This window comes from Clostridium sp. AM49-4BH (genome assembly GCF_003478335.1).
Classification (GTDB): domain Bacteria; phylum Bacillota; class Clostridia; order Lachnospirales; family Lachnospiraceae; genus Butyribacter.
On record NZ_QUFB01000043.1, the window covers coordinates 1 to 21329 of the forward strand.

16 protein-coding genes and 3 pseudogenes are annotated in these 21329 nt (G+C 45.5%); all 19 read right to left on the reverse strand.

Features of this window, described 5'->3' with window-relative positions; all coding sequences use genetic code 11:
• Positions 1-328: 328 nt before the first annotated feature.
• On the reverse strand, positions 329-1624 hold the full coding sequence (locus DW981_RS11220; protein WP_243034735.1) for a JAB domain-containing protein: 1296 nt from the start codon (positions 1622-1624) through the stop codon (positions 329-331).
• Positions 1614-1739, reverse strand: a complete 126-nt coding sequence (locus tag DW981_RS15960) for a hypothetical protein (RefSeq protein ID WP_270392765.1) — start codon at positions 1737-1739, stop codon at positions 1614-1616. The genes DW981_RS11220 and DW981_RS15960 overlap by 11 nt, the downstream gene beginning before the upstream one ends.
• 19 nt (positions 1740-1758) lie before the next feature.
• Positions 1759-2859, reverse strand: a complete 1101-nt coding sequence (locus DW981_RS11225) for a DUF5688 family protein (RefSeq protein WP_118507783.1) — start codon at positions 2857-2859, stop codon at positions 1759-1761.
• A gap of 50 nt (positions 2860-2909) precedes the next feature.
• On the reverse strand, positions 2910-3497 hold the full coding sequence (locus DW981_RS16230) for a hypothetical protein (protein ID WP_182434249.1): 588 nt from the start codon (positions 3495-3497) through the stop codon (positions 2910-2912).
• Between the two features lie 8 nt (positions 3498-3505).
• The gene (locus DW981_RS11230; RefSeq protein ID WP_182434250.1) at positions 3506-4204 is read right to left on the reverse strand and encodes a helicase; all 699 of its coding nucleotides are present in this window, start codon (positions 4202-4204) and stop codon (positions 3506-3508) included.
• A gap of 106 nt (positions 4205-4310) precedes the next feature.
• Positions 4311-6167: a recombinase family protein gene (locus tag DW981_RS11235; RefSeq protein ID WP_118507784.1), complete on the reverse strand. Its 1857-nt coding sequence runs from the start codon at positions 6165-6167 to the stop codon at positions 4311-4313.
• A 54-nt stretch (positions 6168-6221) separates the two neighbouring features.
• A complete protein-coding gene (locus tag DW981_RS11240) occupies positions 6222-6413 on the reverse strand; it encodes a hypothetical protein (RefSeq protein ID WP_002596259.1) in 192 nt (63 codons plus the stop codon).
• A 70-nt stretch (positions 6414-6483) separates the two neighbouring features.
• Positions 6484-6714, reverse strand: coding sequence for a PC4/YdbC family ssDNA-binding protein (locus DW981_RS11245; protein WP_002596258.1), 231 nt, complete (start codon positions 6712-6714; stop codon positions 6484-6486).
• Positions 6715-6759: 45 nt separating this feature from the next.
• Positions 6760-7614 (reverse strand): ParB/RepB/Spo0J family partition protein, encoded by an 855-nt coding sequence (locus DW981_RS11250; RefSeq protein WP_002596257.1) that lies wholly within the window; start codon positions 7612-7614, stop codon positions 6760-6762.
• 8 nt (positions 7615-7622) lie between these two features.
• A complete protein-coding gene (gene mobV / locus DW981_RS11255; protein ID WP_002596256.1) occupies positions 7623-8588 on the reverse strand; it encodes a MobV family relaxase in 966 nt (321 codons plus the stop codon).
• A gap of 6 nt (positions 8589-8594) precedes the next feature.
• Positions 8595-8774 (reverse strand): hypothetical protein, encoded by a 180-nt coding sequence (locus DW981_RS11260; RefSeq protein ID WP_004613323.1) that lies wholly within the window; start codon positions 8772-8774, stop codon positions 8595-8597.
• 330 nt (positions 8775-9104) lie between these two features.
• Positions 9105-10135: pseudogene (locus DW981_RS11270) on the reverse strand (AAA family ATPase).
• A gap of 155 nt (positions 10136-10290) precedes the next feature.
• Complete coding sequence (locus tag DW981_RS11275; protein WP_002596254.1) at positions 10291-10764, reverse strand: sigma-70 family RNA polymerase sigma factor; 474 nt, start codon at positions 10762-10764, stop codon at positions 10291-10293.
• Positions 10765-10840: 76 nt separating this feature from the next.
• Positions 10841-11272 (reverse strand): sigma-70 family RNA polymerase sigma factor, encoded by a 432-nt coding sequence (locus tag DW981_RS11280; RefSeq protein ID WP_002596253.1) that lies wholly within the window; start codon positions 11270-11272, stop codon positions 10841-10843.
• Between the two features lie 95 nt (positions 11273-11367).
• A complete protein-coding gene (locus DW981_RS11285; RefSeq protein ID WP_002596252.1) occupies positions 11368-11877 on the reverse strand; it encodes a sigma-70 family RNA polymerase sigma factor in 510 nt (169 codons plus the stop codon).
• A gap of 599 nt (positions 11878-12476) precedes the next feature.
• A pseudogene (gene tet(40), locus DW981_RS11295) lies at positions 12477-13696 on the reverse strand (tetracycline efflux MFS transporter Tet(40)).
• A 50-nt stretch (positions 13697-13746) separates the two neighbouring features.
• Positions 13747-15666, reverse strand: a complete 1920-nt coding sequence (tet(O), locus tag DW981_RS11300; RefSeq protein WP_117874544.1) for a tetracycline resistance ribosomal protection protein Tet(O) — start codon at positions 15664-15666, stop codon at positions 13747-13749.
• A gap of 366 nt (positions 15667-16032) precedes the next feature.
• A complete protein-coding gene (locus DW981_RS11305; RefSeq protein WP_001129922.1) occupies positions 16033-16407 on the reverse strand; it encodes a TnpV protein in 375 nt (124 codons plus the stop codon).
• A 37-nt stretch (positions 16408-16444) separates the two neighbouring features.
• Positions 16445-18571: pseudogene (locus DW981_RS16235) on the reverse strand (SNF2-related protein); the annotation flags it as partial.
• Positions 18572-21329: the final 2758 nt, after the last annotated feature.

The following is a 21329-nucleotide window of genomic DNA, read 5'->3' on the forward strand; positions in this document are numbered from 1 at the left end:
ATCCGGTCTATCTTTTTGTAGTTCTATATATGCCTCAAGAATTGCAACCTCACAATAACATTGCTTAATCATATATGCCTCAAGAATTGCAACCTCACAATAACATTGCTTAATCATGGTATAAAGTTCATTGTAATTTCTATAAAACTGCTCATTAAATTTCATAATTGCCATTTTGAAATATTAATTTCTATTTCTACTAATTTTAGTAATAACGACCTTAGTAGCAGAATTAATTTTCATCCTCCAATCCTAATTATCATGTCGCATAAACCACCTACATCTATCTCAATTATACTCCCCTCTATGTAAGAATAAAAGCGTATTATTAAATTCGTTTTGCATGTTTCGGTGATGGTTCTTTCCGCAATTCCTCATTGTATATCTCCCCCTTCGGATCAAACCCACGCATTATACGTTCCGCTGATATATTCTCCGGTATTTTACCAACTATTTCTACATCCTGCAGATTTTCAACCAATTCACAAATCTTTTGAATGGCAGTTTCTTCCACATTGATCTCCGAATAATAACGCAACATATCCAAATCCATCGTCTTGCCAGACACCAGATCCACTTGCATATCTTCCACTTCCGGCTGTCCCGGCTTATGTATCTGAATACCGATGCTTGGAATTCCGTTGAGAGTACCTTTTTGATACTCTTTCCACACTTCAATCGCTTCTTCTGCATTTGAAATGTCATCCCGGTATCTTCCCAGAGAATGAAACTCACCACACTCAGCCACGGTAAATGTGATTTCTGATCTCTCCAGTTTTTCTGCAAAAAAATCCTTAACTTCGCAGAATCCAAAGGAATCCACATAGAATGCTTTCTTATCACCTCCGGATTCCAAAACGATCACATCACTTACCGACAGCGAATGCCCGGTAAAATCCTCCGGACGGTGGATATTAAACCGTTCATACAAAGTATCCAGTGTTTCTCCAGGCTTTAATTCCCCCTGATACTTTGATTCATAATCACTGACATTTACCTGCAATCCTGTCTCCTGCACATAGTTCATGCCCCAAAAACGGTACTGTTCTCCATCGCTTCCGTCTTTGATCTGCAGGATTTCATAAGTGACAGGTGATGTTCCGTGGTAAAATGCTTCTTCTTTTACACCGTCTGCTACATGAGAAATCAAATGTGCATAATGACTTGGTTCAAATAACTCCGGTACATTTTCCCGGATACTGAAAGTCTTTCCTGTTCCTCCTGCTACAATGACATGATCATAAAATTCAATGTCTAGCAGGAGGCTGGCATACATCATCTTCTCTGTCACATTGCGATCTGACACGCTCATCTGAAGATCCGATGACGGATGATTGTGAAGCATGATCATTCCTGCAGCATTACTGAGTATGGCTGTTTTATATAATTCTCTTCCGGTTACCAGGGAAGCATTGACACTCCCAATACTGACCACATTGAAATTGATGGGACGTCCTTTGCCATCCAGATTGACAACACAAACCTCTTCCCGGTCAATTTCTGCTAATACCTGTGCCAGAACAGAAACCGCTTTTTCCGGTGTATCTATGCGCTCCATACTGAATACTCCTGCTTTATCCGTCAGTTTTAACCGCACTTCCACCTGTTTTAACTCATGCTGCATCCGACACCACCTCCACTGTTATCACTAACATCGTATCCTCCTCTTTTTGTTCGATGAGCTGTTTCAGTTCCTCCAATGAATGGACCACAATACCTGTCTTTTCTTTTTTACTCATATTTCAATTCCTTTCCTGACTAATGAATTCTTCCGGAATGTTTCATCGGTTCATGACTTTGTTCCGGCAGCTCTGACTGCAAAGTATTCTTTTCTTCCTGCACATCAACCGCCGGCTCTAAATCCAGTTCCAAGTTCTTTTTCAGGTTTCTTTCCGGAACACATCTGCTGAATTTATGTTCTTTTGCATCGTACTGATATACATGATTTGATAAAACTTCATCATCTCTTACACACGCTGCATTTACACTACTCACCATCTCTTCAAGTTCTCCCAAATTCATGCCTAAGCTTTTAGGTACAATCATTAACTCATGCACCGAAGATGGAAGAACATAATAATCTCCTCCCACCTGTTCAGCCACCATTTTCTGCACATTTTCACTGATGATGCTGACAGCTCCATTGAGTTTTGACTCATTGCTTAGGCAATAAATCTCTGTTCCTCCCGGTGGAAGCATTTCTCTGACATGCTCTTTAGCCTCTTCAAATGAAATTCCCTCCTGTTCTGATAATTGGCTCGCCGAAACTTCTACCATAACATTTTCAAGCGGTTCACATACCGATGGCGATAACCGCTCCATATTTTCCATTGCCAGCACATGTAATTCTTCTGGTGTAACTCCATATTTTTCCATTAAATAATTTGTAATCATAATAGAACCCATAGAATGCGAATCTCCAGTCACCTTTATATTGTATGTAACCGCCAGATCTTCCCTCTGTGTATATGGTGCATCCTGTAAACGGATGCTGTTTTTCTCCAGATTGACCAGTTTTGGAAAAATATAGTCTTTTACTGTCTCATAATTTCCTATCTCTTCTAATTTTTCCTGAAATCCTCTGTTTACAACCGGTTCGATATTTTCAATATAAGTATCTGCAATATTCGACACGATTCCATCCAGGTCTTTTTCTTCTTTGTATTGCTCATACAAAGGATTCAGATAAATAGTGGGTGAAATATGACTATCCGGACTTGAAATCAGTAAACCATCTAACACTACATCGTTGTTTTTCACCACCTGACGGATTGTAATCTCTGCACTTTCAAACCGTTCCGGCAGATAATCCGTTACATTCTCTTTGATATACTCCATAAATTCGCTATAACTCTTCATTTCGTTTTACCTTTTTTCTTTCTGTCTGGACATGATGTCCAAACGCTGCTTTAATGTACTTGTGCCAAGTTGGATGTTCTTGTCTTTGTTGGTTCTCGTGATTTTGCATGGTAAATATGTTTTTCTTCTCCTACCGCACAAAGTCCTCTAAGTATTCTCATATGGTCAAACGGCTTCATCCGGTTTGTTCCGGAATCATACTCATACGCAGCATGGGATTTCATTGCCGGTGAAGATAATACCGAATCTCCCAACTGGCTTAAAATGGAACGCAGATAAATCACACTGTCCTGCTCCACTTTCGGCGCAATCAGGTATTCCGTATCCGATACCGGTATAGCATAAAAATCACCATCCATATATTCTGACATCTGCTTTTGCATTTCCTCACTATCAAGGCTCTCTGCATTCTGCTCCGAAGAAAAACAGACCACTTCGCTTTCTTCTTCCGGCAGGGCGTCTAACAACACTTCTCTTGCCCGTTCCTCTGTCATTTCATACTCTTCCATAAATTCCGGCAGAAGATGTTCTAACAGCCATTCGCCCAAAGGAGTAACCGTCGGTTCATTCTCAAGTACCGGTGTCTCGCCTTTTTCATCCATATTTAACAGGGCATCCAGTTCCGCTAACCGTTCCATCTTCTCCTTCAGTTCTTCCTCCGCAGGAACGGCTTTTGCACCTCCATCTTTGCCGTTTCCAACTGGTGTGTGACATTGTTAAGTTTTGTCTCGGCTTCTGAAAGTTTCCCAGCCATACCATCTAAAACATTGTGAAGTCTTGTGATATTTCCAAACGCATCCGAACCAAGTTCAAAGTTGTGGCTTAGTTCTCCTTTCAGACTCATCACAAACTTGCGGTTAAAGGAATCAAATGTGACTTTCATTCTCATACCGGCATACTCACCAATCTCCACCATCTGCTGCAGGGAATCCATCTCCTGACACATGGCAAGAATAGCCGTTCCTGCTTCCTTTTTGTCTATAAAGATACGGTTTCCCACTTTCATGGAAAAGTTGTCCTTATCCGCCGGAAGATTCTTTCGCACGGTTTCCATATCTGTCTCAAATCCCCGAATCCGCTCCTGCAGAACTTCGATCTGCTTCGGATAATTCTTTGCAATGTTATCCTCCAGCCGGTAGATCTGACTGGTATGGTTTGCTTTCATCAGTTTCAGCCTGGATACCTGAATATCTAAGTCCATCTTTTCCTTGATATAGGGATTGCCGGTGGCAAGTGCTTTGACCTCGGCATAAGTAAGTGCCGCCTCATCCACATCCTCACAGCTTCGCACCGGTGATTTACTGGTCATGATCTGGCTGATGAACTTCTGCTTGTTTTCGATCACCTGCCAGCTGTACGAATCAAATGTCCCTTCTGTGACATAACGGTAAATATGCACGGTGTCATTGCGGTTGCCCTGTCTGAGGATACGTCCCTCCTGCTGTTCGATATCAGTCGGTCATTTTTTGCGGACAGTTCATACATGCTATCCTTTTCTGTTCTCTGCTCCTGCGTTTGCTCTCGTTTGATTTCTCCCTCCGTATCTTCTTGGCACAAGCAGGACAATACCTTGATGCACCAGAGCCCGGGACATATTCAACGCCGCACACCGTACAATTTTTAGCGGGCATTGCTGCCCACCGTTTTGTAGGTATGATATGTAATTCATCGACAAAGCCGATGAATTTATAGTAAATCTTGATTTCCTGCTTCACTGTTCCGTCTGCCATCTTCTCACGCTCCGAAACAAGTATCTTGTCTATGAGTGCGTTTATAACTGTTGCATCCAGTTCTTTTAAGCCTTGATAATTTCGGATAAGGGCTAGGAAGTCACGGATTCCCCGTGATTTCTCGTAGCTTTCATTAAGAGTTTCCGTCACCTCTTTCAGCCTTGCTTCAATTTCAAGCTGCTCTTTCTGGTATTTCCCCGACATCATCTCAAAATTCCGCTCGGTAATACGCTCCATGACCTTATCCTCGTAGAGAGAGGAAAACAGCCTGTCCAGTTCCGCAAGGCGTTTGTTCAGCTTCTTACGTTCTTTCTCTAATGCTTTCGCCCTGCTCTGGTCTGTTTCCGTGAGCCGCTTTTCTATGGCCCTGACCGCCTTTTCATCATTCACTGCCATATCCGCAAAACAGTTGATGTCGGCAAGAACGGCATTGAATAAATCCCTTGCTTCTATATTGTGGGCACTACACTCGCTTCTTCCGTTTCTTGCATAATTATTACATGAATACTGTACACAGTCGATAATCTCTGGGCGTTTCCTCCTGTGTACGTTCATTGCCCGCAGAGCACATCCGCAGTCCACACACTTGATAACGCCTGCAAAAATATTTACAAATCCTCCCTTGTTCTGTGGAAGCCTACGACTTGTAATAAGCTGTTGGACAATATCAAATTCCTCCTGCGTGACTATTCCCTCATGGGTATTGGGTATCACTTCCCATTCTTCGGGCAGCTTAGAGGGGCGTTTCTTGCTTTTCATATTGGCGGCAATCCGTTTGTAGCCTACAAGATTTCCCGCATATATCGGGCTTCTTAAAATGCTCCTCACGCTGTTCCCACTCCAAATATAGCGTTTGTCCTCGTTCCCCTCAAAATGACGTTCAAAGCCTGTTTCGCCACGCTCCGCCGCATAAGCGGCAGGGCGTAGGATATGCTGTTTATTAAGATGTCTGCAAATTTTGGCAACTCCATTCCCTTTTAATGCAAGGTCGAATATCTCTTTTACAACATGTGCCACTTTATCATCTATCAGCAGATGGTTGTGGTCGGCAGGGTCTTTGATATAGCCATAAGGGGCGGTAGTTCCCATGAATTTCCCCTGTTGAAACCTCGCCCGATATGCCGATTTTATCTTAACAGATATGTCAGCGGCATACATTTCGTTTAAAATGTTGCGGAAAGGCGTGATGTCCATAGCAGATTTATTCAAGGTATCTACGCCGTCATTGACCGCTATATACCTCACGTTATGCTCTGGGAAGAAAACTTCCAGATATAACCCACAATCAAGATAGTTTCTCCCCAGACGGGATAAATCTTTCGTAATCACGCAGTTTATCAGACCGCTTTCAATGTCTTTTATCATATTCTGGAAACTTGGTCTTTGGAAATTTGTACCAGAGTAACCGTCGTCCACATACGTTTTTGCTAAGTGCCATCCCTGCTTTTTCACATAATCCGTGAGGATGGATTTCTGTGTCGCAATGCTCGCACTCTCGTTATCCGTGCCATCGTCTTTTGACAAGCGGCAGTACATGCCGACTTCATAAATCTTGTTCTCCATTCTTATTCCTGCCATACTGTAAAACCTCCATATCTGTCCTATCTGTTTTCATGTTCCATTGCGTACATTTTAAGCGGACAGCCCCTCATTGTCGAAGGTGTCGCCCTCGGCAATCTTCTTCCGAATATCCTCGGAAATAATCGGGATAAACGCTTCTGTGACTGTCTGCGTGCCGACATATTCACGGCTGATTATCATCTGAACTGGTGCTTTCGGCACGATACGCTTTCTCTTTTTATCTGCTTTCTTATCCTCGCCCATACTTAAATCTTCCTTTCCAGACAGGGCAGGAGAACGTCTGGAAACGCCCCGCCCTGTCAATCAGATACCATCAATCCCCGCTGTTTACTTCTTTCTGTAATGCTTCAAGGAGTGCTGCTGCTTCATCAGCGTTCAACGTGATACCCTTTCCGCACTTCTCACGGTTCGGGGAAAAGCTGCGGATGTCATATTTCGGCTCTCTTCCGTTCCATGAGATAAGATTGATTTCTTTTGTGTAGCCGCTGTCGCCCTTAGACAATACGGCGATTTCCTTTACAATCTCATACTGGATTTCTTTCATTCTTCATACCTCAATTTTCTGCATTTACCTCCCGAAAAGAGAAGATTAGCGGCTGTCCCTGCCCCGTTTCCTCTGCAATTCACGCTCCAAAAGTTTAATGATGGTTTCCTCCATCTGCTTCGGCGTTGTGTTCTTCGGAAAATACTTTTTCAGCTTGCTTGTGTTGATTTTCAAGGTTTCTTTCTGGTTTCCCTTTTCCTCCGTCATAATTGCAAATATCGTATCCATGTCAAGCCGCCCGCTCTGGCTTAGGCTTTTCATCCGCTGTGCCTGTGAGAGTGAGGGCGTTGCTTCTTCGCTCTCCATCGTGGCAAAGAGGTTTTCCTGCTCGTCTTTCTTCAAAAAGGACAGTTCCACCGCAGGCGTGAGGGCGATTTTCCCCTCGTCCACCATCCGCAAAATCGGCGGTATCAGTTCCGTCAAACGGATAAATCTTTGTACGGTCATCCTGCCTACGCCGAAGCCCTGTGCCACCTTGTCGTCCGTCCGCAACTTCGTCACAACTTGTGACGAGGTTAAGTCTGTGCGGAAACCCTGCCGCTTCATGGCTTCGGATTTCATCTTGTAGGCAAACGCCCGCTCTGATGGCAGGATATTCTCACGCTGTAAATTACTGTCTACAAGGGTGATGATGGCTCGGTCACGGTCTAAGGGCAGGACAAACGCAGGCACGGTATTTATCCCTGCAAGTTCAGACGCACGGACACGCCGCTGCCCTGCAATCACTTCATAGCCGTTCCCGTCCTCTTTCGGGCGTGTGATTATCGGCGTGACAATGCCAAATTCCTTGATGCTTTCCGCTAATTCTGACAGCGTTTCATCCTCTGCCACATGAAACGGATTGTCGGGAAACGGGTACAAGTCTTTGGTCTTTAACACCTTAAAATCCTGTTTCTTCATTCACATATCTACCTTTCTTTCGCTCTGCTTTTATGGTTTTTCTGCAATTCTTCCAACACTTCGGGCGGTATCTTTGAGAGCAGCCGCCCCATCTGCTCGTTGGTTCTCTGCAACTCAAATATCTTCTGGTTCGCTTTCTGCACCTTTAGTTCCTGCTCATACTTTTCATCACGCATACGCCCCGCATAGTCTGATTCCTGCCCGATTTGCTCCTTTAGGCTATTGATATAGGCACTCTGCTTACTGATTTCCTTTGAGAATTTCTCCACGTCTGGGAGCCATGCCGCAATCAGTTCCAGAGCCTTGTCACGCTTCTTCCCTGCATTAAAGGCGTTGATGTCGGACAGTGCAGACACAATTTCCTCATACTGTTTATCAAGCCTGCCGCCCAACTTATAGAGCCATGTGGGGACATGTTTCCGCTTCGTTTCCATTGAGGACTGACCTCTTTCAAGCTGATTCCACCGTGAGGACATCCGCTCATGGTAGGCGGTCTGCCATTCGGACAGGCTCTTTTGATTGCCTAAAATTGTTTTGGCAGACAGCTTATTGTCTGGTGTAATCGGCACAAAACAGAGGTGCATATGCGGCGTTCTCTCGTCCATGTGGACGACTGCGGAGAGGATATTTTTCTCCCCGACACGCTCTGAAATGAAATCCAGAGCCATCGTAAAATACGCTTTCTGTTCTTTGGGCGGCAGGCTGTTCATAAATTCTGGCGAAGCCGTGATAAGCGTTTCCACCATCATCACGCTATCTTTCCTCGTCCTGCACCCTGCTTCGGCTACCATGCGGTTAATCTCTTTCTTGTAGGTGTACCTCGGCGGATTCACAAGATGGTAGTTATCTTTCGAGCGTTCCATATCTATATCTGGATTGCTTTTATAGGCTTCTTTTTTACGCTCGTTGTGGCGTTCGCAAGCCGCAACGCCGCCCGCTTTGCGTTTCTGGAAACGCAGGATTGCATAGGGCATAATTCATCATCTTCCTTTCTTCGGCGGGTAAACTGCCCTTTGGGTGACAGCGGTGACGGCGGTGACAGCAGTTTTGGGATACCCCCTACCGACTGCCTCAACTGTCACCCTTATTCCCTGCATGACGGTCATGTCGATGATGACGGTGTTTTTGGAATACCCCCTCGCAAGAGCCGTCACCGTCATGCTGCCATTCTTTTATCCGAAGCGTGGAGCGTAGGATAAGCAGGGCGTAAGACCTGCCATAAGGGAGTCCAGAGGGAACGTCTGGCACACGACTTTGCAGGGCAAAGTGTAGTGTGTTACACCCTGTAAACGCAGTCGGAAAAATCGGAAGGATTTTTCTGACCGCAGGGGTGGTTTTACACGCCGAAAAGGGCGGGTAAATCCTACGCCTGCACTTTGCGTTTACGGGGTGTTCTCCCGCAGGGATGACAGCGGCAGGGTATCCTAAAATCACTGTCACCGCCGTCACCGCTGTCACCCGCAGGGCAGAGTCGCCAGCTTTACACGGCTTTAAGCGTCAATGACAGTAACAGGGGGTATCCCAATATCGCTGTCACCACCGTCACCGCTGTCACCCGCCCGCTTTGCAAGCGAAATCTGCCTGCCGTGTTTTTTGCGGCTGTACTGATAAACGATATGGTTCTCATTTAAAAATGTGGTGCGGTATTCATTGAGCCATTTCGTAATCACCGTGGGTATGGTTTCCGTTTCCCTCATAGCGGCTAACAGCTCCGTTGCCGTGCCTGCCCATTCTTCCTTATCCCTCATAAAATCCACCAACCGAAAAAGGACGTCTGGTATCGTTTCTTTCGCAAGCTGCTCCTGCGTTTTTCTCTCCACAAGTTCCCAACTGCAATCACGGAAACGCAGCGTGTATTCCTGATAGGGCGTGTCCCTGCCCGTCACATACAGCTTGGCGGTGTCGGATGCCCGTTTCTCCTTTTCCAGAACAAAGGTAGCGTCCGCACTCCCCGTTAAGCCTGTCGTCCCAGACACCTTGTTGAACACATCGCTGTCATTCTGCTTTCGGATGTGGTGTACGACAATGACCGCCAATGAATGCCTGTCGGCAAAGTCTTTGATTAGTGAGATGTCCCCATAGTCGCTTGCGTAGGCATTGTCTTTTGAAGCTGTACGGACTTTCTGCAAAGTGTCAATGACAATAAGCCTGCTGTTTGGGTAATCTTTCAGATAATCTTCAAGCTGCACGATAAGACCGTCTGACAGCTTGCAGCTTGCCACGGCAAAGTGAAGCCGCCTGCTCGCTTCGTTCGTCAATCGGAACAGCCTGTCCTGTATACGGCAGAACGTGTCCTCAAGGCAGAGGTAAAGCACGTCGCCTCCATTGTCGGCATATCCCACAAGGGAAGTCCCTGCGACACGCATAAACATAGCTTCAGCATGAGCCAGCTCTTTCCTATCTTCTGTGAGCCGCAGAACAGCGACAAGCCTGTGGGGATAAGGCTGTCCACCACAAAGGACGGCTTCTCAAGCGGTTCATAAAGGAGCGTTTCGGCGTTGACTGTCTGTAACTTCTGCATGGCTTTCCTCCTTTCGGGCGGTGTTTTTGTTTTCGTTGCACATAGGCGTTGACCTCCTTAAAAATAGATTTACTCCCACGAAGAAAAAGTGAGAGTATGTAATGCCGCCAATCCCACACAAATAAAAAACAGATTTCTTTTTCGGGCGGTGTCGGTCACGGTTGGAGATACTTCCTCATTTCCGCCTTTACTTTCTCCTTTGCAATCGCAACAGATTTCTGTATTGCCGAAGCGGTGCAATGCTCCATAGCGGCGATTTGGTAAAAATTGAACTCATACTCGTAGTAGAGCAGGAAACGCCGCCTTTGTATCTCTGGCAGTCCGTCAACCGCCTTACAGAGCAGTTCTGCCCGTTCTGCCTCAATCATTTGTTCCTCTATGCTCTTAGGCAGCTTCAACGCCCGCCTGTTCAGCGTTTCGTCCCATACTTCCGAAAACTCCCTGTGCCGCTCGTCCCATTGGAGGAGATTCCTGTTCCTGCGTTCCATCTGCCGAAACTCCATAAAGAACTGTTCCGACACTTCCAACTCGTGGGATTTGCCCTGCCCGTCCTTAAAGCTGATAAAATACCTTGTGCCGCTTTCCGTGGATTCCTCCCGAAGCGTGTACGCCTTAACTCTGTATGCCATCCCGCTTGCCTCCTGCAAAAAATAAGTGAGGGGATTTCCATCCCTCACCCAGTAGCCCGCAGGACGGCAGGCTGTTTTAGACGCTATAAAATTTTCGTAGCTTCTTCCGCAGATGGTCTAACCTCGCATAGATGGCACCAGTCGTCAAATGCACGAGCGGGGCAATCTCCTTTGTGGAATACCCCTGCATTTTCAGCAGGACGATTTTCAAGGTACGCCCGTCCACCGCGACTAATACTTGATAGAGATTTTCGCTCTCAATCTCGTCCAGTAACTCCGCAACCGTACCCACTTCCGTCTGCCGCTCCCTGTCTGCCATGTCCTCAAGGTATTCCGCAATGTCATTCGTCCATCGGTAAAACCGCCTGTTGGAATTGAAGTCTGCCCTGTCCGCAATGCGTATCTGCTCAATGGTCGCTTCATCAACGCCGCACTCACGCAGCAGCTTTTCCTCCGCTTCTTTCCAGATACGCCATTTCCTGTCCTCCCGTCCGTGGTTATATGCCATGCTTCTTTTCCTCCAATCAGAATTGATTGAGAGGGCAGAGAAAAACCCCCTCATTTTCCCAAAGGAAAAAACAAGGGGGCTGAACGCCTTAAATTTTAATTTTCTATTATCTTTCTTAGTTTTCTTAGGATTCTGGCTTTGCGTTTGTTCACAACGCTCTGGGTTATGCCGAACCTCGCCCCGACTTCACGCTCAGAAAGTCCGTCAAAAAAGATTGCCTGTATCAATTCCTGTTCACTATCCGACAGCAAAGGCAGGGCGGCTTTCAGCCTGTCCACCATAACCGCATTGACAACGGTTTCCGCAATGTCTGCCGCTTCATCAGCGATAAAGTCTAAAGGCTTCCCCTCGCTGTCCGTAAATCCATCCAGAGAAAGCAGGCTGTTCTTCGTATCTAATTTTTTCAGATAACGCCACCGTTCCTTATCTCGGTAGAAGTCCGTGTATTGCTCCCTCACGACTTCAAGCAGACAGCCTTGAATGGGGATAAACAGCTTGTCCATATAGGTCTGGTCGGATTCCCTGCGGCGGCAGAAATCCGTATAGGACAGTTCCACATATCTGCCGCTTTCCTTGATATATACCTTTCTCGGTGCGTATTTCACTGTAAGTACCTCCCATCTGAATTTTTGAAATGTTCAAAATCCAGATGGAGAGGTGGCGAACGACACCTAACACCACTAATAGCCCTATGGCACTTTCCAACAAAAATCGACAAAAGAAAAACCGCAAAGGCTCTATGACCTTTACGGTTATGGGAAATATTAATTCTGTTGTATGGAGATTGTACTTCTACATTCAAGGCAGGAAGTGCCGTTGCATAGGCAGAAATTTTTTTAACTGGTTTCCTGCCGTTCTCTGATATGCTATGTATTGATAAATTTTGCTTCGTATGAGCAGATAGATAACTGCCCGAAAAAAGGACATAAAAAAATCCCTCCAAATTTAAAAACAAATTCAGAGGGTAATTTAGGGTATAACAAAATAACCCACCCGAATATCGTTTTTTTTATTTGGTGAGTTTGTTCTTTCAAATACGAAACAAATGCTCATGTACGGTAAAGTATCACAAGAAAATTATGTCGAATTGACAGCCGCCTCCGCTATACCGAATAAGGAAATAAAGAGTCCTCAAATTTTGCGCTACTAAATGAAGACGAGCGGAAGTAATCTCCCGCTCGTCAGTAAACTTAACTATGCCATATCAATCCCGCTTCTTTCCCGCCACCGGCACTAAGAACAGCGCGGGCAACAGCAGGAAAGCGGTACAGACCAGCCCCCAGGGTATGGACACCTGCTGGGCTACCAGCCCCACAATAGGCCCGCCGATGATCTGCCCGAAAGAGTCCAGCTGTCCGCTGGTGGAAAAGACTGTGGCGCGCATTTTCTCATCCACTTGGTCGTTCATCCAGGCGGCCAGCACAGGCTCCTTGATGGTGCGCATAAGCCCCGCCAGCAGGAACACCAACAACATGAACCAAAAGCTCCGCCCCACCGCGAAGAGAACCAGGAACAGGATATACCCGGCGCTGGTGGACATGACCACACTGGTTCGGCTGACAGTCCCTTTTTTCTCCATGCGGGCGATGAGCAACTGAGAAGCCAGAATACCTAAGCCGTTGCCGATAAGACTGATAACACCGAACCAAGTGACGCTGTTCAGCGGCCCGATAACGGGTATTACCGTGTCATCCAGAAAATGAGCGGTGGAGAGCCGGTCAAAGCCTTCACTGGCAAGTCCCCCGCATAGTGTGATTGCTAAGAGCGCCAGCAACACAGGTGCGCCTTTCACAAAGCCCAGGTTGAGCTTGAACAGGCAGACAAAGTCTTTAAGCAAGCCCTGCCGTTCCTCAATAGCAGGGGAGAAGTTGGTTTCTGGCATGATGCGAACCATCACCAGCCCCAACAACAAGCACAAACTGCCCCCCAAGATGAGAGGCATTTGCAGGTTTATGTTTCCCAGCAGTGTGCCCAGCACCACGCCCAGAACGCCGCCGATTTGCCCCATTTGACTGCCCCGCAGGAACACCTTGTCTATGGGTTTGTCCTCTTCCTCCGAGGCAATCCACGCCTCCAGAGCGCCGGTGATGAAGGTATCACCGCAACCCCAGACAACCTGGCCAGCAGAACCGGCGCGAACCACGGTAGCGCACCCTCCATCAGAAAGCCCAGGCCGTAGAGGAACATTCCAATCAGCACCGAGCGCCGACGGCTATACAAATCCGCCACCACACCGGTGGGCATCTCGAACAGAAAGCAGGAGGTCTCCTGAACCGTCCCTACCAGGACAAGCTGGAAAGCATCCAGCTGCACCACCTCCAGGTGGTACACGATGGAAAGCACTGTGGACATAGAAACCGCCAGGGAACAGACAAATCGGAACAGCAGGTAGACAGAATATGCCTTTGAATTTTTAGCAAACATGAAGTTACATTCTCCTTTCAAATCTCATTTTATATGACTTTTGCAAGCTGTTAAGCTAACTTGTGGAACATATGCCGAACCTTATCTATACGGCTATTCGGGCGGCGGGGTTGGCAAATAAATTTACCAATAGCTGGCTGGTATCCTTTTAACTCTGTCAAGCAGACTCCCTGCCCATTTGTGAAATAAGTTAAATCGTTCCTGTATTCTTGAATACATCTAGCAGGGATTTCTCCTTTCAGAATGACCTCGTCATTCTTTATCTGAGTACTTACAATATCTGCACAATACCTTGGAGCATCATGATACGCCCGTGAGAGATATTCCTGCGGTGCATAAATTTCAAAGTGGAGATATGGCTCTAATAGTTCTGTCCCTGCTTTTTTTAAAGCCTGCTCCAATACGATAGGGGAAAGCAGCCGAAAGTCTGCGGGGGTACTTACAGGACTATAATACAATCCATATTCAAAACAGATTTTACAGTCTGTCACTTTCCATCCATACAGCCCCTGCTCGCAGCCATAAAGAACCCCCTCCATAACCGCATTTTGGAACGATTGATTTAAATATCCAAGTGAAACTCTGCTTTCATACTGCACTCCGCTTCCAATAGGGAGCGGCTCTATGGACAACCCGACAGAAGCCCAGAAAGGATTTGGCGGGACTTCTATGTGGATGGTATATTCTGCTTTTCTAAGCGGTCTTTCCATATATATAACAGTAGGCTCTTTTATTTCTGCCTCCACATGATATTTTTCCTCAAGGATGGCACAAATGACTTCCATCTGCACATTCCCCAAAAAAGATAACATAATCTCATGGGTAACAGTATCAATGTCAAAATGCAAAAGAGGGTCTGTATCAGCAATCTCTGCGAGGGCATTTAACAGGGCTTCCCTTTGCTCCGGCTTTTGCGGCTCTACCGTTGTCCGAAGTAATGGCATGGGATTATCAATCCGTGTTTTGTGAGGCAGGAGTTTTTCATTTCCCAGGATATCGTTCAGTTTCAAAGTATCATCAGCTAAAATAACAATTTCTCCCGGACAGGCATGGTCAGCCGGGACGATTTCACCGTTTGTCGGAACACACATCTCTGTGATTTTTATTTTCTCTTTTTCAGATATTCTAATAACATCCCTCAAATGCAATGTTCCGCTATATATACGCACATAAACAAAACGCCGCCTTTTCTCTGAATATTCAATCTTAAAAACCTGCCCGCATAGTTCAGATTGACCTTCAGGCGTTGATGAATAAAATTTACTGGCAATCACTTCTATAAGCTGCCGAATCCCCAGATTGTTTTTAGCGCTTCCGTGATAAACGGGAAATAACGTTCCGTTTTGGAATCTCCTGTTTTCTTCCTGTTCCAGTTCTGACATTTTAAACGGTTTCCCTGACATATATTTCTCTAATAGTTCATCGTTTCCCATAATTACCGCATCCCACTGTTCCATATCGTCATTGTCCGTTACATTTATATGGGGATGCTGCCCAACCTTTTGCTTCACTATAATTTCCGAAGAAAGCTTTGCTTTCATTTCTCGATATACCATTGGCAAATCAATCCCCTCTTGGTCAATTTTATTGATGAAAAAAATTGTCGGAATCTTCATTGTCTGTAGTGCATGAAACAGTATACGGGTCTGTGCCTGTATGCCATCCTTTGCAGAAACTAATAATACTGCTCCGTCTAATACGGATAAAGAACGGTATACTTCCGCCAAAAAATCCATATGGCCTGGCGTATCTATAATGTTGACTTTTACATCCTCCCACTGAAAAGATGTCACTGCTGTCTGGATAGTGATTCCCCTTTGACGCTCCAAATTCATTGTATCTGTCCTTGTTGTGCCTTCATCTACGCTCCCTAGTTCTGCAATTGCACCACTGGTATACAATAAACTTTCCGTTAATGTTGTCTTTCCTGCGTCAACGTGAGCCAGAATGCCTAAGTTAATTATTTTCATGTGATTTTCCTCCTATCAACACCCAAAAAAGGGCATAAAAATACCCAGTGATAAATACTCCTATCACTGGGTAAATAACTCCAATAGCCCCAAAACACTTATATGTTTTCGGGCATATAAAATTACATGATAAAAGTATTCTTAAACTGGGTACAAAAAACTAAGCCCCATATTAAAAGTGAAACGGGACTGCTACTTTTTGTTCCCACTATCAAATTGACAGTTTATTTAAGAATACCTTGCCGCATATTTATTAACTCCTTGTATAATACTGAATCTAATTATATTCCTTAACCCTTTATTTGTCAAGCTGACAAACTAAAGCAGAAAAAGCGGCAGGATTTCCCCCTGCCACTAATCATCTGTTTATGCAAAAATAATTTCCTTTTCCACAATCTCCCTCGCACAAGCCCTTATGTTATTGAGGCATCCTGTCCATTCTAAGGCGTTTTCTGCCTTTAGCTGTTCCGTTATGCCCTGTGCCTGTTTCATACCCTCTATGAGCCTTTCAAAGCGTTCCTGTGCCTGTCTGTTGATGTCGGCAAGGTAGGCGTTTAGCCTGCCGCTTGTAAGAAGATTGGTGTATGTAACTTTACGGTACTGTTTTAGATAATCTAAATGCCGTTGCCCCCAGATGCCTATTGCCTGTTCTTCTTCGGCGGGTACAGTTAAGCACGGTATCAAATAATCCCCTTGCCTTTCGTATTTGCCGCCCAGTTCCTCAAATAATGATTTTGCCATTGTCTGTTACCTCCACATTCTTTTTTATTTTGAATGTCCGCAAAATCCGTCCTACATCTGACGGACGCCATGGAACGTCCAAATGATGCAAGGCAACCAGACGGTCCTGCACATTGGTTCCGGCTCCCATCTTCTGCGTGGAACCAATCAAAAAACGAACCTGTCCGCTTCTTACCTTGCCAAACAGCTCCGTCTTTCTTAATTCCGTATTCGCTTCATGAATAAAGGCAATCTCTTCTTCCGGTACACCCCGGTTCACGAGTTTCCGCTTAATGTCATGATAGACATCATCAAACACTTCTGCTTCTAACATATCATTTCCATCACCTGCGATTGTTTTCCCGACTATCTTCGGCGTCGAAAGGTCACAAAAGATAAGTTGTGCAGATTTGTCTACCTTTGTCCTGTCCCATATTTCATACGCCTTTTGCACAAGGACGTTTACTTTGGAATGTTCTTCATCCGGCAGTAGCGGATTGATCAGTCTCTGATCCAGCGCCAGCTTCCTTCCATCATTTGTAATCTTTAACATGTTATCTTCATGCGGTTCCACTCTCCGGTCACGGACTGCCTCCGCCCGCTCCGCTAACGATGCGACCATCTCCTTTTGATGTTCGCTCGGCTGTAATACCACATTTTCATACTCTGCTTTCGGAATGGGTAGATTTAACATATCCGGTGTTTGAATATCCGCACACTCCTTAAACAGGGCGATTAACTCCGGCAGATTGTAAAACTTGGCAAATCTCGTCTTTGCACGGTATCCGGTTCCCTCTGGTGCAAGTTCGATCGCTGTCTGCGTCTCTCCAAAGGAAGATGCCCAGGAATCAAAATGCCCCAGTCCCATCCGCTGCAGCGTATCATACTGCAGGTAACGCATGTTGGTGTATAATTCCGTCATACTGTTGGAAATCGGGGTTCCCGTTGCAAAGGTAATGCCCTTTCCGCCGGTCAGCTCGTCCAGATACTGACACTTGGCAAACATATCGGAAGATTTCTGTGCTTCCGACTGCGCAATACCCGCTACATTACGCATTTTTGTATGTAAGAAAAGATTTTTGTAATAATGGCTTTCATCCACAAAGAGCCTGTCCACGCCTAACTGTTCAAAGGTCACAACATCATCTTTTCTGGAAGTATCATTGAGTTTGTCCAACCGTGTCTGAAGGGTTTTCCTCATTTTCTCCATCTGCTTAATGGTATAGCGTTCTCCCTGCTCCGCTTTGATTTCTTCAATCGACTGCGTAATCTCAGCAATCTGCCGCTCAATAATGGCAGTCTGCCGTTCGGCAGATAACGGTATCTTTTCAAACTGACTATGCCCGATGATCACCACATCATAATCGCCGGTAGCAATCCGTGAGCAGAACTTTTTACGATTTGCCGGCTGAAAATCTTTCTTGGTAGCCGCTAAAATATTGGCTCCCGGATACAATCGTAAAAAGTCACTGGCCCACTGCTCCGTCAGATGGTTTGGTACGACAAACAAACTTTTCTGACATAACCCCAGACGCTTGCTTTCCATTGCAGCCGCAACCATTTCAAATGTTTTGCCGGCACCGACACAGTGTGCAAGCAGTGTATTATTTCCATACAAAACATGAGCCACGGCATTTTTCTGATAACCCTTTAACTCAATATCCGGTGTCATTCCTGGAAACTTCAAATGAGAACCGTCATACTCTCGTGGTCTGGTGGAATTAAACAATACATTGTATTTACTTACAAGTTCATTACGCCTGTCCATGTCACGAAATACCCAGTCCCGGAAGGCTTCCCTCATGGCATCCTGCTTCTGTGCAGCAATCGTTGTCTCCTTTTTATTGAGAACCCTCTTCTCTTTGCCATCCTCGATCACTGTGTCATACACACGGCTGTCCTTCAGATTCAGGGAGTCTTCCAAAATCTGATACGCATTTCTCCGGCTGGTTCCGTATGTCATATTTACAAGTGCGTTTCCAAAGTCTGCATTTTTTCCTTTCACATTCCACTGCCCGGTCACATCGGAATACTGGATCTTTATTACATCACGATTTAATAAATGCTCCGGTGTCTCAAACACTTCCCGCATAAAGTCCTCGATAAATCTCGGTTCAATCCATGTTGCTCCAATCCGGACTTCAATCTCACTGGCATCCAGTTCTCTCGGCTGTACCCGTTTCAATGCTTCCACATTGACCGCATACATGGGTTCGTTCTTCGCAAAAGTTTCGGCTGCTTCCAGTTTGTTTCGCACATTTCCGCTTAAATAAGCATCCGCCGTTTCCCATTCCTCACTAAGTGGATTTTTGAAGATAATGCCGGTCAACTCATCGATCATCGTATCTTTGTCTTTTCCACTCAGTTCCGACATGTATTCAAAATCAATCGCTGCTTTTTCTGCCAATGAAACCGCTAACGCTTCACTTGCCGTATCCACACTGGTCACAACTTCTGCTTTCTTTATGGTGCGCTTCGTAAACATATCCGCTTTTCCAAGAAAGTTGCCTTCCTCGTCCTGTTTCTCCAGCGAACAGAGCAGACAATAGCTGCTGTCCTGATGAAACGCCCGCTTATTGGTTTTGGAATAAATTCTCCCATAGTCTTTTGCAAAAGAATCATACAGGTCATTTAACTGTTTCTGCCTGGAATGAATCTGCTCATCCGGATAATCTTCTAACTGTAATCGGATCAACTCCTGCGTGCAGTCCCTTATGGCAACCATGCCCTTGATCCTCTCAAGCATTCCCTCGGAGGCTTCCACCGGACGCATCAAAGAGTTTTCCAGATAATACAGCCGATCATTTATCAGCGCATAACTAAAGTTCTTCACTTCCGGCACTGCCGGGATAACCTCTACCGTCAACTCCTCATTCAGTTCTTCCAGCTCAATTTCTTCATAAGCCCCCTCGATAAAGGACAAACTCTTTTGTAGCTGCTTCTCGAAAGGAAGTGAATCATCCGGCACACAGGTACTCTCCATTCCATACGGTCCGCTTACCATTTCCATCGAGCCAACAACCATCTCCGGATGTTCCACAAAATAGCTGTTCATGGCTATGCCATTCTCATCCTGTGAAAGATGCACCCAGTCCGGTTCTATGTCTACGATACGGTCACGCTTCTGTAAGAAAAGAATATCCGATGTGACTTCTGTTCCGGCATTGGCTTTGAATGCGGTATTAGGAAGTCTGACTGCCCCCAATAGTTCTGCTCTCTGTGCAATGTACTTTCGCACCTTTGGATTTTCCTTATCCATCGTTCCCTTACTGGTGACAAAAGCAATCACACCGCCCGGACGCACCTGATCTAACGTTTTTCCAAAGAAGTAATCATGGATCAGAAAATTGAATTTATCGTATTTCTTATCTGCCACCTTGTACTGACCAAATGGAACATTACCAACAGCGGCATCAAAGAAGTCATTCGGAAATGTCGTTTTCTCATATCCATCCACAGTAATATTGGCTTTCGGATATAGTAGTCTGGCTATCCTTCCTGTCAGACTATCCAATTCAACGCCGTACAGATGACTCTCACGCATCGTCTCCGGCAGCATCCCAAAGAAGTTGCCGATTCCCATCGAAGGCTCCAAAAGATTTCCTTTTGTAAATCCCATTCTTTGCAATGTCCGGTAAATCTCCTGAATGATCACAGGACTGGTGTAATGAGCGTTTAAGGTACTTTCCCTTGCAGAAATATACTCTTCCTCTGACAACAGGGTTTTCAGTTCAGCGTACTCCTTTGCCCAAGCACTCTTGGTTTCATCAAACGCATCCGCAAGACCTCCCCAGCCAACATACTTTGATAAAACCTCCTGCTCCTCATTCGTTGCCGGTCTTTTCTCCGATTCAATCGTTTCCAATGTACGAATGGCTTCCACATTTCGCTGAAACTTTTCTTTCGCTGTGCCGACACCTAATTCCATGTCTGAAATTACATAGTTTTCTGCTGAAATATCCTCTGACGCATTATTTTCCGAAAGAATTTCCTGTTCGTCACTATCTTGATCTGATTCTTCGGCAACAACTTCCGGTTCGTCAGCCACATTCTCCATCTCTTCTGAAACGATTTCTGGTTCATCAGCCACAGATCCCAGTTCTTCCTTTGCCTGCTGCAGCGCCTTTTCTTCCTGCTTCTGTTTATACCGGGCATACTTTACCTTATCTTCTGCAGAGAAATAACGATCCTCTTTCATCAGCTTTTCAATCCGTTTTGCCACGATATTCCATGAAAGAAGAACTTCCGCATCCGGTGTCATAATGCTACCCTTGCGTAATTTAATTCCTTTCGCATCATAATCCTTAAAGCTGCGATCTGAACCTGCCAGTGCATGACTGGTACCTCCGGTTCCATACTCGTTTTTTAGAAAATCTGCGGCTTCTTTTAAGGTATGCTCCTGATGATAGAAGTCATAAATCCGAAAGCTGCCATGCTCAAAGCCGGAACCTCTCGTAAGGGTGTGGTCAATCTCATCCGCTGTGATAAAATCCTCAACAGCCACTTTTACTTCTTCCGGCAACGGATAAGAAACCTTTTCTTTTAAAAGATCTGCAAGGTCATACCGCAGCTCTTTTGGATCTTTGATCAGACGAAAACGGTACTGTATTTCTCCGGCATCTACCTGTTGCAGTGTCTGGTCCATCTGCTCTACAATCCTTTGAACATCCTCCCCATTGGACAACATATCCGTAATGCGTTCATGCTGTACCGGATAATCATATCCATCAAATCCAAGTTTCTCCGGAAACGCTCCAACAGAGTCCCGGTAATAAAAGAAAAGCATATCGGCTAACTCTTTTCTTACAAACTGGTCAGCCAGATATGCTTCCTTGTTATTAATATAATTACCTGCTTCGATCTGTTCACGGATCACAGACTCCACAGCACTCCATGAAAGATGTACCTCCGTGTGTTCAAAAGCAGAAGTGTCATGTGCCGCA